15 protein-coding genes and 1 other annotated feature are annotated in these 13,916 nt (G+C 44.6%); of the genes, 6 read left to right on the top strand and 9 right to left on the bottom strand.

The genetic code is table 11. From position 1 onward, the window contains the following. Positions 1-67 precede the first annotated feature (67 nt). The 3 genes from IFU39_RS02035 to IFU39_RS02025 all read left to right on the top strand — a co-directional run bounded on the left by IFU39_RS02035 (position 68) and on the right by IFU39_RS02025 (position 1,517). Positions 68-634, top strand: a complete 567-nt coding sequence (locus IFU39_RS02035) for a PadR family transcriptional regulator (RefSeq protein WP_091011941.1) — start codon at positions 68-70, stop codon at positions 632-634. A 98-nt stretch (positions 635-732) separates the two neighbouring features. Continuing rightward, positions 733-1,233, top strand: a complete 501-nt coding sequence (locus IFU39_RS02030) for a hypothetical protein (RefSeq protein WP_091011940.1) — start codon at positions 733-735, stop codon at positions 1,231-1,233. 5 nt (positions 1,234-1,238) lie between these two features. Continuing rightward, positions 1,239-1,517 (top strand): YxcD family protein, encoded by a 279-nt coding sequence (locus IFU39_RS02025; RefSeq protein WP_017687903.1) that lies wholly within the window; start codon positions 1,239-1,241, stop codon positions 1,515-1,517. 155 nt (positions 1,518-1,672) lie between these two features. Here the strand turns inward: IFU39_RS02025 and tyrS are convergent, their stop codons facing one another. From tyrS to IFU39_RS01985, 8 genes are all read right to left on the bottom strand, one after another. Next, positions 1,673-2,935: a tyrosine--tRNA ligase gene (gene tyrS / locus IFU39_RS02020; protein ID WP_091011938.1), complete on the bottom strand. Its 1,263-nt coding sequence runs from the start codon at positions 2,933-2,935 to the stop codon at positions 1,673-1,675. Positions 2,936-3,050: 115 nt separating this feature from the next. Beyond that, positions 3,051-3,278: a binding site (T-box leader), on the bottom strand. Between the two features lie 98 nt (positions 3,279-3,376). Further along, a complete protein-coding gene (locus tag IFU39_RS02015) occupies positions 3,377-3,826 on the bottom strand; it encodes a DMP19 family protein (RefSeq protein ID WP_105599251.1) in 450 nt (149 codons plus the stop codon). A gap of 20 nt (positions 3,827-3,846) precedes the next feature. Further along, positions 3,847-4,281, bottom strand: a complete 435-nt coding sequence (locus IFU39_RS02010; RefSeq protein ID WP_206759541.1) for an Imm63 family immunity protein — start codon at positions 4,279-4,281, stop codon at positions 3,847-3,849. Between the two features lie 163 nt (positions 4,282-4,444). After that, positions 4,445-5,914, bottom strand: coding sequence for a protein adenylyltransferase SelO (locus tag IFU39_RS02005; protein ID WP_105599253.1), 1,470 nt, complete (start codon positions 5,912-5,914; stop codon positions 4,445-4,447). Positions 5,915-6,255: 341 nt separating this feature from the next. Beyond that, positions 6,256-7,572: a nucleobase:cation symporter-2 family protein gene (locus IFU39_RS02000; protein WP_105599254.1), complete on the bottom strand. Its 1,317-nt coding sequence runs from the start codon at positions 7,570-7,572 to the stop codon at positions 6,256-6,258. 323 nt (positions 7,573-7,895) lie between these two features. Then, positions 7,896-8,666, bottom strand: coding sequence for an NRDE family protein (locus IFU39_RS01995; protein ID WP_105599255.1), 771 nt, complete (start codon positions 8,664-8,666; stop codon positions 7,896-7,898). A gap of 46 nt (positions 8,667-8,712) precedes the next feature. After that, positions 8,713-9,012, bottom strand: coding sequence for a Dabb family protein (locus IFU39_RS01990; protein WP_105599256.1), 300 nt, complete (start codon positions 9,010-9,012; stop codon positions 8,713-8,715). A 55-nt stretch (positions 9,013-9,067) separates the two neighbouring features. Continuing rightward, positions 9,068-9,649 carry a TetR/AcrR family transcriptional regulator gene (locus IFU39_RS01985; RefSeq protein ID WP_091011927.1) on the bottom strand — a complete coding sequence of 194 codons (582 nt, stop codon included), beginning with the start codon at positions 9,647-9,649 and terminating at the stop codon, positions 9,068-9,070. 223 nt (positions 9,650-9,872) lie between these two features. Here IFU39_RS01985 and IFU39_RS01980 point away from each other — a divergent pair, with 223 nt between their 5' ends. From IFU39_RS01980 to IFU39_RS01970, 3 genes are all read left to right on the top strand, one after another. Further along, complete coding sequence (locus tag IFU39_RS01980; RefSeq protein ID WP_223199725.1) at positions 9,873-10,988, top strand: NADH:flavin oxidoreductase; 1,116 nt, start codon at positions 9,873-9,875, stop codon at positions 10,986-10,988. A gap of 224 nt (positions 10,989-11,212) precedes the next feature. Further along, entirely contained in the window at positions 11,213-12,064 is an 852-nt protein-coding gene (locus IFU39_RS01975) for an AraC family ligand binding domain-containing protein (RefSeq protein ID WP_105599258.1), read from the top strand. Continuing rightward, on the top strand, positions 12,061-12,990 hold the full coding sequence (locus IFU39_RS01970; protein ID WP_105599259.1) for a DMT family transporter: 930 nt from the start codon (positions 12,061-12,063) through the stop codon (positions 12,988-12,990). Before IFU39_RS01975 ends, IFU39_RS01970 begins: the two co-directional genes overlap by 4 nt. Before the next feature lie 62 nt (positions 12,991-13,052). Here IFU39_RS01970 and IFU39_RS01965 read toward each other — a convergent pair whose 3' ends face one another. Continuing rightward, the gene (locus IFU39_RS01965) at positions 13,053-13,754 is read right to left on the bottom strand and encodes a pseudouridine synthase (protein ID WP_105599260.1); all 702 of its coding nucleotides are present in this window, start codon (positions 13,752-13,754) and stop codon (positions 13,053-13,055) included. Positions 13,755-13,916 lie beyond the last annotated feature (162 nt).

Here is a 13,916-nt window from a genome sequence, read left to right as displayed (position 1 = left end):
AAGCGGTCAAAGAAAGTAAAAACGATTGTTCTCTCTGACCTAGCCCTAATATTAAGGAGACATGTGCATGAACATACTTTCCTACGGATTACTCGGGCTGCTTACCCGCGAGGAGTCATCGGGCTATGATCTGATGCTGAAAATCCAGCCTCATTGGCAGGCGAAACACAGCCAGATCTATCCCCTCCTGTCCAAGATGGAAAACGATGAGTTATTGGCCTCCCGCTGGGTACAACAGTCTGACAAACCGGACAAGAAAATGTACGCAGTTACGGAAAAAGGCATTGAAAAGCTCTTGGAATGGATGATTACTCCTGTTACCGCACCGGTTACACGCGATGAATTTAATTTGCGTATTTTGTGTGTTGGCATAGCGGAAGACGGAAGCATGAGACGCATTCTGAATGAGCGTAAAAGCTGGTTCATGGAACGCATACGTTATTTCGAGGATCTGAAGTCACGTATACCTCAGGATAATCTTCGTGTAGGCAACCGAGATTTTGGAAGCTACATCCTGGTACAAAAAGGGTTAATGCACGCACAAACAGGCCTGGAATGGTGTCATTGGGTTACCCAATTGCTTGATGGCCAAGCTGCAATTCAAGACCCAAGTCCAAGCGTTTCGGAAGTTTAATAAAATTTGAAACGTTCCTGCAAGTTGACCGTATTACATGAGTAAGGCCCATTTTTGGGCGATTCAAACAAATTAATCGGGGGGTTACGATCTTTACAATGAAGAAAAAATTTGGATTTAAACATCTAATGATGGTATTTATGGCCTTTACATTATTGTTCGCAACAGTGGGAGTAACGAATCCGGATTCTGCGGATGCAAGACGTGGTGGCGGATTCAAATCCGGTACAAAAAGTTATAGCAATACACCTAAGAAATCCGACTCCAACAGTAACGTGAATAAATCCAATTCCGGTAATAATTCCGGTACTGGTGCAGCTGCAACTCGTGGTGGATTCTTCGGCGGTGGCGGAGGATTCATGAAAGGCATGATGCTTGGTGGTCTTGCTGGTATGATGTTCGGCGGATTGTTCGGTGGCATGGGCGCTCTGGGTAACATCCTTGGATTGCTCGTGAACGTTGCAGCAATTATGTTGATTGTTATGCTGGCTATGGCACTCTTCAGAGCCATCTCCAATCGTCGCAAACCTGCAGCGGATGGTCGTTATGACCGTCGCAATGATCGTGATGACGACCGTAACAGAAACGGACGGTACTAATCTCTATGGTTCTGAGCATGGATGAAATTGTGAATGCAATCTGTATTCATATGGCAGAACGTAAGGGTGTACGTCCAACCGATGTGAATGTAGAACTGAGCTGGGAAGAAGATACAGGTTATTCCGCTGAAGTTTGGATCCAAGGCCGTAGTCAATATCTGGTGGAGTCCAATATGATTGAAGCGATTCTTCGTTACCTGCACAGTGAATACAACATCCGGGCGTACCGTGAGAACGTACGACTTGATCTGGATGAAGAGATCACAGCGATCGTTAATCAATAAGATAGGTCAGTCACTGGCCTGATATACGAAAGACCGCCTCCCCTCTGTCGCCTGACAGAGATGGAAGGCGGTCTTTTTGTTTCTTTATTTGTAGCTTTATTTGTACTCTAATGCAGTCTCTATATGTGTCTGTGTTACATTCTACTTCTTGGAAACTACGATTGAAGTTTAACCAGGCTGTAGTTCTTCTTACCTTTACGGATAATGATGAATTTACCGCCAATGGCGTGTTCTGCCGACACCGTGAATTCAAGCTCCGTGATTTTCTCACCATTCATGGAAATTGCACCTTTGGTGACATCCTCCCGCGCTTGGCGCTTGGATGGCTCCAGACCCAGATCTACGAGCCAATCCACAATATTTTTGGCTTCGCCGTCCGTTTCAAAGGTAGGCATTTCCTTGAAGCCCTGCTCGATTTCGTCTGCGGTCAGGGAACGGATATCACCACTGAACAGCGCCGCTGTAATACGTTTAGCCTGTTCAAGCATTTCTTCGCCGTGTACGAATTTTGTCATTTCTTCCGCAAGTGCTTTCTGTGCTTCACGTCTGTGCGGCTCTGTCTCTACCTTTTCAGCCAAAGCTTCAATTTCTTCTTTGCTCAGGAAGGTAAAGTATTTCAAGTATTTGATCACATCACGGTCATCTGTGTTCGCCCAGAACTGGTAGAATTCAAATGGTGTCGTTTTGTTCGGATCAAGCCAGATTGCGCCGCCAGCTGTTTTACCGAATTTGGTTCCATCGGATTTAAGCATAAGTGGAATGGTCAGACCGTACGCCTTCGCTTCAGATCCTTCTTTTTTACGAATCAGATCAAGACCACTCGTGATATTCCCCCATTGATCGGAACCGCCAATTTGAAGCTGTACATCTTCGTTCTGGAACAGGTGCAGGTAGTCGAGTGATTGAAGAATCTGGTAGGAGAACTCAGTGAACGAGATTCCGCCTTCCAGTCTGCTCGCAACTACATCCTTAGCAAGCATTGTGTTGAGGTTAAAGTTTTTGCCGTAGTCACGCAAGAATTCAATGACATTGATTTTGTGTGTCCAATCGTAGTTGTTCACCATGCGTACCTGATTATCCCCGTCTGTTACGAACAACTTCTTCATCTGCGCGGTCAGTGCATCCACGTTCTCCTGCACTTGCTCCATCGTTTGCAAAGAACGCTCTGCCTGACGACCACTTGGATCACCAATCGTGCCTGTAGCTCCACCAATCAAAATAACCGGACGGTGTCCTGCCAGTTGAAAACGTTTCAGCATCATGAAGGGAATTAAATGTCCGATATGCATGCTATCCCCCGTAGGGTCAACACCGCAGTACAAAGAAACGGACTTCGTTTCAGTCAATTCACGTAATCCCTCTGCATCCGTTTGCTGGTTAATGGCGTCACGCCACTGTAGTTCATCAATAATATTCATTCGTATAACCCCTTTTCTATCCTCAAAATTCAGTCATGATCTACGTTAATTTACAAAAAACACACTGGAACGGCTTTTTTGGACACAAAAAAATCGCCTCCTTGTCTTCATTAGACACAGGGACGATTATCATAACCGTGGTACCACCCAAATTGCATGGATAACACATAACCTTAACACGCTATCCATACCACTTTTGGCAATATATCGTTTGCCCATCCGCTTGGCATTACCCAAGTACTCCAGAGTGTAATTCGCAGCCCTTGTATGTATCAGGTTCCATCAACCCCTGACTTTCTGTAACAGGGACAAAGCCGCTACTGCGCTCTATCAACGTGATTCATGTATTCAATTTATAGCAAGTATAGCCGAACGTTTCAGTCATTGCAAGACCAAGTATTAATCTTCGAACAGAACAACGGATGCGTAGTTGAAACCAGATTATATAATCATCATGTTCAATTTTCCGTGATAATAACCATAGGCTTTCTCCGCGATCTGATCCTCATTGTTCCAAAATTGCTGATCCAGTTCATCTAACTGGTGCTCTTGTTCCTTTGTCAGTAATTTAGGAATGTCCCATAGTTCAGTAAGCCTTTCATCCTCTTTCAGATGCTCAATGCAGCCGTATGGTGACGTTATAATCTCCACAACTTGAGTCGCACCAATGATATGTAATGCCCGCAACGCGTAACGGTATACTTCTTCCCCCCAGTTGCAGAAAAACTGTATAAAACCACCATTAAAGACATCCGCCTCTAACAGCCATAAAGCAGCAACGTCCTGCTCGTTCGAAGTTAACGATGCCCAGCCCTGTTCAGATTCATTCTTTTTTTCGACAAATAACACAGCATAGTCATGCCATACATCATTAATATCTTGCTCACTCACGTTACACACCTCACTTTTCTTTATGCCATGCTCTCTAACTCCTGACGTTTACCCGTCTGATGCCAATGTAAATACGGATCACCGATCTGCTGGAAAGCTTCCTGAACACCCCTGTTCAGTTCCTTCATGACTTCATCTGTATAGTTCAAATGCGTCTGTTTATTATCCACGCCATGTCGTTCCAACAATCCTACATGCGTCGCGGTGAAAATAATATCTTCCAGCAGCCAATAGATGACTTCCTCTGGCTGTTTTACTCGTTTCTCTAACGAGACGAGACCACGTTCGTATATTCGAACAATATACGTATCTTTTCCACACTCTACATAGGGTACACCATCCCATTTAAAGGTCTCAAACAAGCGGTTAACATAGTTCTGCATCTGTTCTCTAGGGAAGAATGTAAGCTTTAAAAGCTGTATAAGGATGTCTGCCAATTGTTGTTTGCTTAACATGTTGGACATGAATGCACCTGCCTCTATAAAAGTAAATCTCTATTTCTCTAATTATTGCATGATAATCTCCGAATTCAATTCCCATGATGGATTTTAACATCGATGACAGAATGAAAAAATGAAAAGACTGCCCAAGGCAGCCTCCTCATTCCATACTGTTCAATCAGGTCCCACAAAAAGTCTGATACGAAGTATTGCATTGTGCAGGTAGTTCGGCATATTCAGCCTGCTCAGGTGAGTATGCGAACGGGTCTGAAAGAACCTTCAAAAGCTTCTGCATCACGCTAAGATCTCCGTGGTTCTCCGCTCGCTCAAGGGCTTCCTCGACCCGATGATTGCGGGGAATGACGGCTGGATTGCTTGTTCTCATCAACTGCCGAGAGACTTCCTTCCCCTCATGCTGTCTTTCCAATCTTGCTTGCCAACGTTCATGCCATTCCGAAAATTCTGTCGAGGCATACATTGTTATCCCTTCCAATGTGTCAATGGTCAACGCCAGGAACGTATTGGTGTAATCCGCACTATGCTTCTCCATGAGTTCGAGGAGATCCTTGATCAGCGCTTCATCTTCGGCTTCTTCATCCAACAAGCCCAGTTTGGCACGCATCCCCTTAAGCCAGTGCTGATGGTACAATTCAGAAAATTGTGCGATAGCATCCTGCGCAAGTTGCACTGCCTGCTCTTCATCTTCATGCAACAACGGCAGAAGTGTCTCGGCAAATCGAGCCAAATTCCACCCGGCAATATAAGGTTGATTGCCATATGCATAGCGACCTTGTCTGTCAATGGAGCTAAATACGGTCCCAGGATTGTAAGCATCCATAAAGGCACATGGACCGTAATCAATGGTCTCACCACTAATGGCCATGTTATCCGTGTTCATCACACCATGAATGAAACCAATACGCTGCCATTGGGCAATGAGAGCCGCCTGCCGTTTAATCACTTCCTGAAGGAGCAAAAGATAACGATTTTCGGCTTGAGCAACCTCGGGGAAATGTCGATGCAACGTGTACTCAGCCAACGCCCGAAGATCTTCAATAGACCCCCATCTTGCTGCGTACTGAAAGGTTGCCACCCTGATGTGACTAGAAGCAACACGGGTCAAGATAGCCCCTGGCCGCTCTGTTTCGCGGATAATGTTTTCACCTGTTGATACCACAGCCAGACTGCGTGTCGTTGGGATCCCCAGTGCATACATTGCTTCACTAATAATATACTCTCGCAACATTGGCCCTACAGCAGCACGTCCATCTCCTCCACGGGAGTAGGGTGTTCTTCCTGAACCTTTCAGCTGGATATCCACTCGCTCGCCCTGTGGCGTAATCTGTTCTCCCAGCAGCAAAGCACGACCATCACCAAGCATGTTAAAATTGCCAAATTGATGTCCTGCATAGGCCTGAGCCAAAGGCTCGGCTCCTTCCGGAATCGAATTACCTGCAAAAATTTGCGCCCCTTCATCACTGTCAAGAGACTCCACATCCAGTCCCAAGCCGGATGCAAGCAGTCTATTGAAAATGATCAGCTTTGGTGATTCAACAGGCACCGCACCCTGACTTGTAAAAAAGGGTTGCGGTAACTGCGCATAACTATTCTCCAAGTTCCACCCTTTGTTCAACGTTTCTTGTTGCATGTGATCACAACTCCTTTTCTGTACCAGAGATATCCCTTGGTTATATTGTAGCCTTGTGAACCAATGCTCATTTATGTAGTCGCATGGAAATTCAATTCAAGAGGATGTTGACTTAAACGAACATCTAAAATGTTCTTGATGAAACTTTAGCATATTTGCATTCCTTTTGCATTCCTCATGAATAGTCACTTTGATAAGGGAACCACCACATTGTTGGTTTCGCGCAAAAAAATCCAAGAAGTTTTTTGGCCAAGTGGAGTCATTTCCTTTCATTCCACTTCCCAGAGAAACCTTCTTGGATCTGTTCCGTTTACCCGATGACATGTATGTTATTACAAGAATTACGTATGTGCTTCCTGAACCTGTACGGGTTGTACAGGCAAGCTTTCTTTTTTGAAACCGAGGTTAAAGAAGACATTGAGCAGGATCGCTGACAGGCTTCCCGTAATAATACCATCACTAACAATAATCCGAATACTTTGAGGAAGCTGGGCAAACAGGTCGGGTACAGCAGTAACACCGAGCCCAAGTGAAACGGAGCAAGCCACGATCAACAGATTGGATTGTTTGCCAAAGTCGACGTTTTGCAGCATTTTGATCCCGGATGAAACAACCATTCCGAACAGGATAACAGTCGCTCCCCCGAGGACAGCACTTGGAATAATGGTTGCAAAAGCAGCTACCTTCGGAATGAGCCCCAGAAAGACCAGAATACCTCCAGCTGCAACAACAACATTGGTCGTTTTCACTTTGGAGAGCTGAACCAAACCAACATTCTGTGCAAATGTATTGTATGGAAAAGCATTGAATATGCCGCCAAGGACAAACGCGAGACCTTCTGCACGATATCCCCGTGCCAGATCGTTTTCGTTGATCGGTTGATCACAGATTTTGCTCAAAGCCATAAATACACCTGTTGATTCGATGATAACCACCGTACCTACAATAATCATTGTAATGATTGGGCCGATTTCGAAGGTAGGCCATCCAAAGTAAAAGGGTTGAGGTAAATGGAACCAGGAGGCTTCCTGTACAGAGGCAAAATTCACTTTTCCCATGATGGCTGCGATGAGGGTTCCCACGATAATTCCAAGGAGAACAGCCAGGGATTTAACAAACCCGCGAGCATATCGATTCAGGATTAGAATAAAAAGTAATACACCAAATGAAAGCGCCAAATTATCCAAACTTCCGAAATTCTCACTGTTTGCTCCACCCGCCATGTTTTTAATGCCGGTTGGGATTAGCGCAAGACCGATAATGGTTACCACTGTACCGATCACGACTGGCGGAAACAATTTGACGATTTTGCTAAAAAATACGGCAAAGATGACGATAAATAACCCCGCTGCGATGATCGACCCATATATGGCAGGAATTCCGTATTGCGATCCAATCGCAATCATCGGTGTCACCGCTACAAAAGAACTTCCGAGCACCGCTGGCAAACCAATCCCCAAGTACTTCCCTTTTCGTGCCTGAAGCCATGTGGCAATCCCACACGTTAACAGGTCAATGGATACCAGATACGCCAACTGCTCTGCAGTCAGATTTAGTGCTCTGCCCACAAGCAAAGGCACCAGAATCGCTCCCGCATACATCGCGAGTACGTGCTGAATCCCCAGTGAAAAAACTCTCATCTTTTTGGTTTCTTTCATCCCACGTTGCCCCCCTGAAATTAGAATCAACAGAACCACTGCAAAATCATGTTATGTTGATTCACATTATATAAATTATTCAGGGAAGTTCCATGATTCATAACATAGAATTGTGATCAGAGATAAAGAGCCCAACTAAAATTGGGCGTGTTATACAAAAGGTACTCTCATACCGATTATTCAGGTTATATTAGTTGACACATAAGGTTGGATAGCCCTCTTTGACTCTCCGAAGAAAAGAAACATGAACGTGAGATTTAACTTCAGTACTTCAATGTTTAATACATATTTCTGAACATCACTTGTTTCATCTTCTCAGCTTGTCAGTTGAGAAGATTGATGTTAAATCGTTGCTCCATTACTTCTCCGTTCTGGTGAACCATCTCCGTAAAAAACACTTCTTCTCTATTCATCAGAACAACGGATGAAGCTCTGGTCCCATAGTCGAATTTTTCACTTTTAACGAAGATGGGAGAAAGCAAACGCTCCCATTCCATTGGAACACCTGTATGGGGGAGAAGCTCATCCACTGAAGGGTCAGCCATTTGCAGCAAAACTAATATTTGTTCTGTCAGGGTAGCTTCGTCCTCCCCTTGGATGATTTTCTCCAGCCCTTCTTTTCCACGTTTTACCTTGGGCCAATCTGTATTGATCAAGTGATTACTAATCCCGTATATTCCCGGTTTCAACTTCATCACAACATTGCCCACATTAGAATAATAATAGAGGTCGTCAGGATCACCCACTAACAAATTGTAGCCAGGAAAATCATTGCGACTTTGCTCCGCACGGTGCATATATTGCTCAGGTGTGGACGTTCCCTTCAAAAAATCAGCAACCAGATCTCCTCTTGAGCCCTTGGCATGTACCTCTTCATTCGGATCACGATAATTCGTAACAGCAGCCAGACGCCCACCTTTGGTTACGCCCATCCAGGTTCCCATTTTCGACAAATCCCGGCCAGCCAATATATGAGGATGGTCTTCCCAATAGTGTGCTTGAGCCGTAGGTCTGTTATAGAATTCATCCCTATTTGATCCCAGTATAAGCGGATACGTTGGATGCATGTTGTAAGCTAATAAAATTAAACACATAGAAATCTTCAACTCCTATATTGGTTAAACCTCTATAATTTCCACTTTATATCGCATAATCAACGACAATTACATCTTCCACCCAACCATCCAGGGAAGCCACAAATGCCTGATGAGCAGGATGCGGGCCATAAGCGCGCAATGCCTCCTGATCTTCAAACGTCACTCGCAAGCCAATTGTGTAACCTTGAATACGGTCCGTTTCTTCCGTGACATTGATCCCTGCGGTCAGCCCGACAATCCCCGGGATTTGATCCTGTAACGCGAGTAATTGGTCCACCAATTCCTGCTGTTTGGTTAATGTGGTTTTATCGTTAAATTTAAAAACAACCAAATGTTCAAACATCTTGTTATTCCTCCTATGTCCATTCGAATAGTAAATGTAATTTCGTTAAATGAAGTCAATTCAACAATTCCAATCCGCCCATCATATAGGGGACCACTCTGTTGGCTAATTCAACCGGAGATTCCTGCCCGCCTTCAATATTCCATCGATACGTCATTCCATAGATCGACCAGCTTAGCATCGTTGCAGTAATTTTCAGCGTTTTGTGATCTACATCCCCCGCTACTTTACTCATTAATTCAAGAAGGAATTGCTCCAGCTGTGTCTTGATGTTTTCTTCAATAATTGGTGCAACTGTCTCATATTTTTTGATGCATCCATTACTTGAGACGTGATAATCACATAATGAAAATATAAGCTGCTCTATGGTTTCGGCTGATAACCGGGCATCCGGGTCCACCCTTTTGGTTACATATTCCATAAAAGCATCCGATAACAAGGCTTCAAGCAGTGCATATTTATCCTGAAAATGGGCGTAAAATGTAGCCCTGTTAATTGTGGCTTGTTCTGTAATGTTTTGAATCGTAATGCTGTTGAAATTTTTAAGATTCAATTGGTTTAAAAACGCATCCAGAATTAATTGACGCGTGCGAATTACACGCGGATCATTCGAGTTTGGAGACAATACACCAGACATGTCCCAATCCTCCTTTGTACACAAAATATTTGGTTAGACTCCTTCATTATAGATAAGTGTTATTTGTTCAACAAGTGAAAGTGGGTGCACAGACATCATACAATAATCAGTGTCTTTCGCTTAAGCAACAAAATGCTCCGATTGTTGGTTGAGCACGCCTATACACCTTGTTAAGATTGCACTCGTACCCGCTTGAAGGTGCATAATAATGGAGGTGCTTAGTTTGAGTAATCAACAACATAACGTTATTTCTACGGAGTTTCTGTTCCAACCATACACTGTTCAAAAATTAACCCTGTCCTCACGCATCGTCATGTCCCCCATGGCTCGTGCCTTCTCCCCGGATGGTGTCCCTGGCCCCGATGTAGCCGCATATTATCGTCGGCGTGCCAAGCATGGTGTTGGACTCATTATTACCGAAGGTGCGACCATTGAGCATCCATCAGCATCAAGTGAGCCTAGAATCCCTCATATGTATGGAGAAGCAGCTCTTCAAGGCTGGGCTGAAGTGGTCGAACAAGTCCATGAAGCCGGCGGCAAGATTTTTCCGCAGATTTTACACATGGGAATCGTTCGTCCTTCAGGATCTAACCCACACCCGGAAGCTGCATCACTGAGTCCATCGGGAGTTGATATGGAAGGTACGCAAGTAGGTGCGCCTATGACGGAGACAGAGATCGCAACGGTGATTCAAGCTTATGCTGATGCAGCAGTTAATGCGCAACGCATCGGTTTTGACGGAATTGAGCTTCACGGTGCACACGGGTTTCTGATCGATCAGTTTTTCTGGAAAACAACGAATAGGAGAACGGATCGCTATGGCGGTGACCTTCAAAAACGAACTCAATTCGCGGTTGAACTTGTCATGGCAGTTCGTGCTGCGGTAGGTCCTGATTTCCCTATTGCGATGCGGATTTCCCAATGGAAGATGAATGATTATCAAGCCAGACTGTTCGAAACCCCCGAACAATTGGAACAATTCCTTCGTTTGTTAGTTGACGCAGGTGTAGATATCTTTCACTGCTCGACACGACGCTTCTGGGAGCCCGAGTTCGAAGGATCTGATCTTGGATTTGCAGGTTGGGTAAGAAAACTGAGTGGCCGAACCACAATTACCGTTGGTTCTGTGGGTATGCCAGATGAGCCTGAAGCAGGAGCAGATGAAACAACACATCCAGGTATGGGCGAACTCATGAAGCGATATGAGCAGCAGGAATTTGATCTGGTAGCTGTGGGACGTGCACTCCTTGGCGATCCGGCATGGGCTGCCAAAATACGTGAAGGACGCGTATCCGAGATACAGGCTTTTACACCTGAAGCACTCGCTACGTTACACTAAGAACAATTTCTTATTGTTCAAGAGATTTTTTCTCCCCTATATATAGGTTTGAACTCATAAATAAACTATACTAAGCAAAGGGCTCGCTTTCCTCCGGGATTGCGGGTATTTTGTTTTTAGAGATATCTGTCCGTTTAAACACTTCGAGCAATAGCAATATCGTTCAAGAAAATTCCTTCTTTGCAACCTATAATGACCTTAACATACCAGAAAGAAGGTGCATCATGACTCGGGAAGTCCGGACTGTCGTTTTTGATACCGACTTACATCTAGAAGCTTATCAATTTGAAGGCATTATGCAGAAGTTTCCCAATCATTTTCATGACTATTACGTCATTGGATTTATTGAACAAGGCAAGCGACACCTCGTCTGCAACAACGAAGAATACATTTTGAATAGTGGTGATATGATTGTTTTTAATCCACATGATCCACATGCCTGCGAACAGGTCGATGGCAGAACCCTCGATTATCGCTGTATCAACGTCCAGCCTGAGGTTATGCGAGAGTATGCGAGAGAGATTACTGGACAAGCTTACTTGCCACGGTTTACATCCCCCGTTCTCTACCAAAGTGAACTTGTGGGTTCCTTGCACGAGCTGCATCAGATGATTCTGGAAGAGCAATCGGATTTCTGCAAAGAAGAATTATTACTCTTACTACTGGATCAATTGCTGCGAGATTATTCGGATGCTGAACCGCCTGTATCCACGCAGGATGTAACCACAGAGGTCAGGCACATATGTGATTACATAGAAGCGCATTACATGGAGAGCATTTCGCTGAACGAGTTAGCCGATTTGACGGAGATGAGTAAGTATCACCTGCTGCGTTTATTCACTCGCCAGAAAGGGATAACCCCTTACCGCTACCTGGAAACCATTCGCATTAATCAAGCTAAACGTCTGCTGGGACAAGGCCTGCTTCCGATTGAAGTAGCCGCACAGACCGGATTCAGTGACCAGAGCCATTTCACGAATTTTTTCAAAAAACTGATCGGCCTGACGCCGAAGCAATATAGACGTATCTTCAACCATGATGCGGAATTGAAACGAACTATAGATAACCTCGTATGACGAGTCATCATAACACCAATGCCGCTACCGGACATTTGCTCGCCTTATTTACCATATTGATCTGGGGAACTACCTTTGTCTCGACGAAGGTCCTGTTGATTGATTTCACTCCTGTAGAAATTTTATTTTTTCGCTTTCTGATCGGCTATTTGGTACTCGTACTAATCTATCCGCGTTCACTGCGGACCGCCTCATTCAGAGAAGAATGGTTATTTATCGGAGCAGGAATATGTGGAGTAACTCTATATTTTCTCATTGAAAATATTGCACTGGTGTATACGACTGCTTCCAACGTGGGTGTTATTGTCTCCATTGCCCCGTTCTTCACTGCCGTGCTCGCACATTTCTTCTTAGATGGTGAGAAGTTAACTCGCCGCTTCATTATCGGATTCGGGATTGCCTTGAGCGGCATCCTACTTATCGCACTGAACGGCAGTTTCATTCTGCAACTGAATCCGATAGGTGATCTACTTGCTTTCATAGCACCTGCGGTATGGGCGATCTACTCTGTGTTAATGCGGAAAATTGGCGAACTTTGTTATCACACCATTGGTGCGACCCGCAAGGTATTCTTCTATGGCCTGATCTTCATGCTGCCAGCTCTATTCCTGTTTGAATTCCATTGGGAACTCGGACGCTTCACGAACATGACCAATCTCTCCAATATTCTCTACCTCGGTCTGGGTGCCTCCGCGCTGTGTTTCGTGACCTGGAACCAGGCTGTGAATCTTCTCGGAGCTATCAAAACGAGTGTATATATCTATCTGGTACCTGTCATTACTGTCGTGTCATCTGCACTCATTCTTCGGGAACAGATCACTTGGGTGATTGTAATTGGGGCGTTCTTAACCCTATTTGGCTCTTACATTTCAGAGCGCAAAGGACACAAGCTTAACAACAAAAACACTAATCCGCATAGGGGTTAGTGTTTGCTTCATTTTTCACTGATATATCGTGGTTGGCCACCGTTGACATGCGCAGAATTCATTCATTTTATCTCATTTAATTGAGACATCAGAATCTCCAGTTCCTCTTGCTCCAGATGACGCCATTGTCCCCGCTCCAGTTGATCCAGCGTAATATTCATAATTCGCACGCGCTCCAGCTTCAGGACTCGGTACCCCAAGGCTTTGCACATTCTGCGGATCTGCAGATTGAGACCCTGTGTCAGAATAATACGAAATACATTGTCACTTTGCCTATACACTTCGCAGGGCTTGGTCACCACGTCCAGAATTTCAACGCCTTCAGACATGGACTTTACAAATTCGTCAGTTACGGGTTTGTCTAAAGTCACTACATATTCTTTATCATGATTATGCTCCGAACGCATCATCTTGTTCACAATGCCTCCGTCATTCGTAAGCAAAATCAACCCCTCAGATGCCTTATCCAGCCTGCCTATCGCAAATATGCGAGAAGGATAATTCATATATTGAATGATGTTCCCCTTCACATGTTCTGCTGCTGTGCAGACAATACCGATGGGTTTATTCAGAGCAATGTAGACAGGTTCGCTGTCATTACGAGGAATCTGCTTGCCATCAATGAGTACCACATCGTTAGGTTCAACTTCCGCCCCTTTTTCACATATCCTGCCATTGATCGTTATGCGTCCGGCTGCAATTAAACGGTTCGTTTCCCTGCGGGAGCAGAATCCCGTTTCACTTATGTATTTGTTAATTAACATGTGTCACCACTTCTCATCTATAGTATTGCCACTGGTGCTTAGAGTGCTGGTACGTTCATTCGCTTCGTGCAATGAGTTAGTACCTTGTACTGATTTTCATTCCACATCATCTCATTTATACTGAAACGAAGCAATGAATGGTTATATAAAAACACATACAAC

The sequence above is a fragment of the Paenibacillus sp. CFBP 13594 genome (assembly GCF_014842675.1).
Taxonomy (GTDB): Bacteria; Bacillota; Bacilli; order Paenibacillales; family Paenibacillaceae; genus Paenibacillus; species Paenibacillus amylolyticus_B.
Note: the sequence above shows the minus strand (reverse complement) of the source record. Positions and strands in the feature narration are given on the sequence as shown.

Bases quoted from the DNA above. Each gene is read 5' to 3' on its own strand.
- IFU39_RS02010 (WP_206759541.1), bottom strand. From the start codon at position 4,281: ATGTTAAGCAAACAACAATTGGCAGACATCCTTATACAGCTTTTAAAG.
- IFU39_RS02030 (WP_091011940.1), top strand. From the start codon at position 733: ATGAAGAAAAAATTTGGATTTAAACATCTAATGATGGTATTTATGGCC.
- IFU39_RS01985 (WP_091011927.1), bottom strand. From the start codon at position 9,649: ATGTCTGGTGTATTGTCTCCAAACTCGAATGATCCGCGTGTAATTCGC.
- IFU39_RS02005 (WP_105599253.1), bottom strand. From the start codon at position 5,914: ATGCAACAAGAAACGTTGAACAAAGGGTGGAACTTGGAGAATAGTTAT.
- IFU39_RS02025 (WP_017687903.1), top strand. From the start codon at position 1,239: ATGGTTCTGAGCATGGATGAAATTGTGAATGCAATCTGTATTCATATG.
- IFU39_RS02035 (WP_091011941.1), top strand. From the start codon at position 68: ATGAACATACTTTCCTACGGATTACTCGGGCTGCTTACCCGCGAGGAG.
- IFU39_RS01995 (WP_105599255.1), bottom strand. From the start codon at position 8,666: ATGTGTTTAATTTTATTAGCTTACAACATGCATCCAACGTATCCGCTT.
- IFU39_RS01975 (WP_105599258.1), top strand. From the start codon at position 11,213: ATGACTCGGGAAGTCCGGACTGTCGTTTTTGATACCGACTTACATCTA.
- IFU39_RS01990 (WP_105599256.1), bottom strand. From the start codon at position 9,012: ATGTTTGAACATTTGGTTGTTTTTAAATTTAACGATAAAACCACATTA.
- IFU39_RS01965 (WP_105599260.1), bottom strand. From the start codon at position 13,754: ATGTTAATTAACAAATACATAAGTGAAACGGGATTCTGCTCCCGCAGG.
- IFU39_RS01970 (WP_105599259.1), top strand. From the start codon at position 12,061: ATGACGAGTCATCATAACACCAATGCCGCTACCGGACATTTGCTCGCC.
- IFU39_RS02000 (WP_105599254.1), bottom strand. From the start codon at position 7,572: ATGAAAGAAACCAAAAAGATGAGAGTTTTTTCACTGGGGATTCAGCAC.
- tyrS (WP_091011938.1), bottom strand. From the start codon at position 2,935: ATGAATATTATTGATGAACTACAGTGGCGTGACGCCATTAACCAGCAA.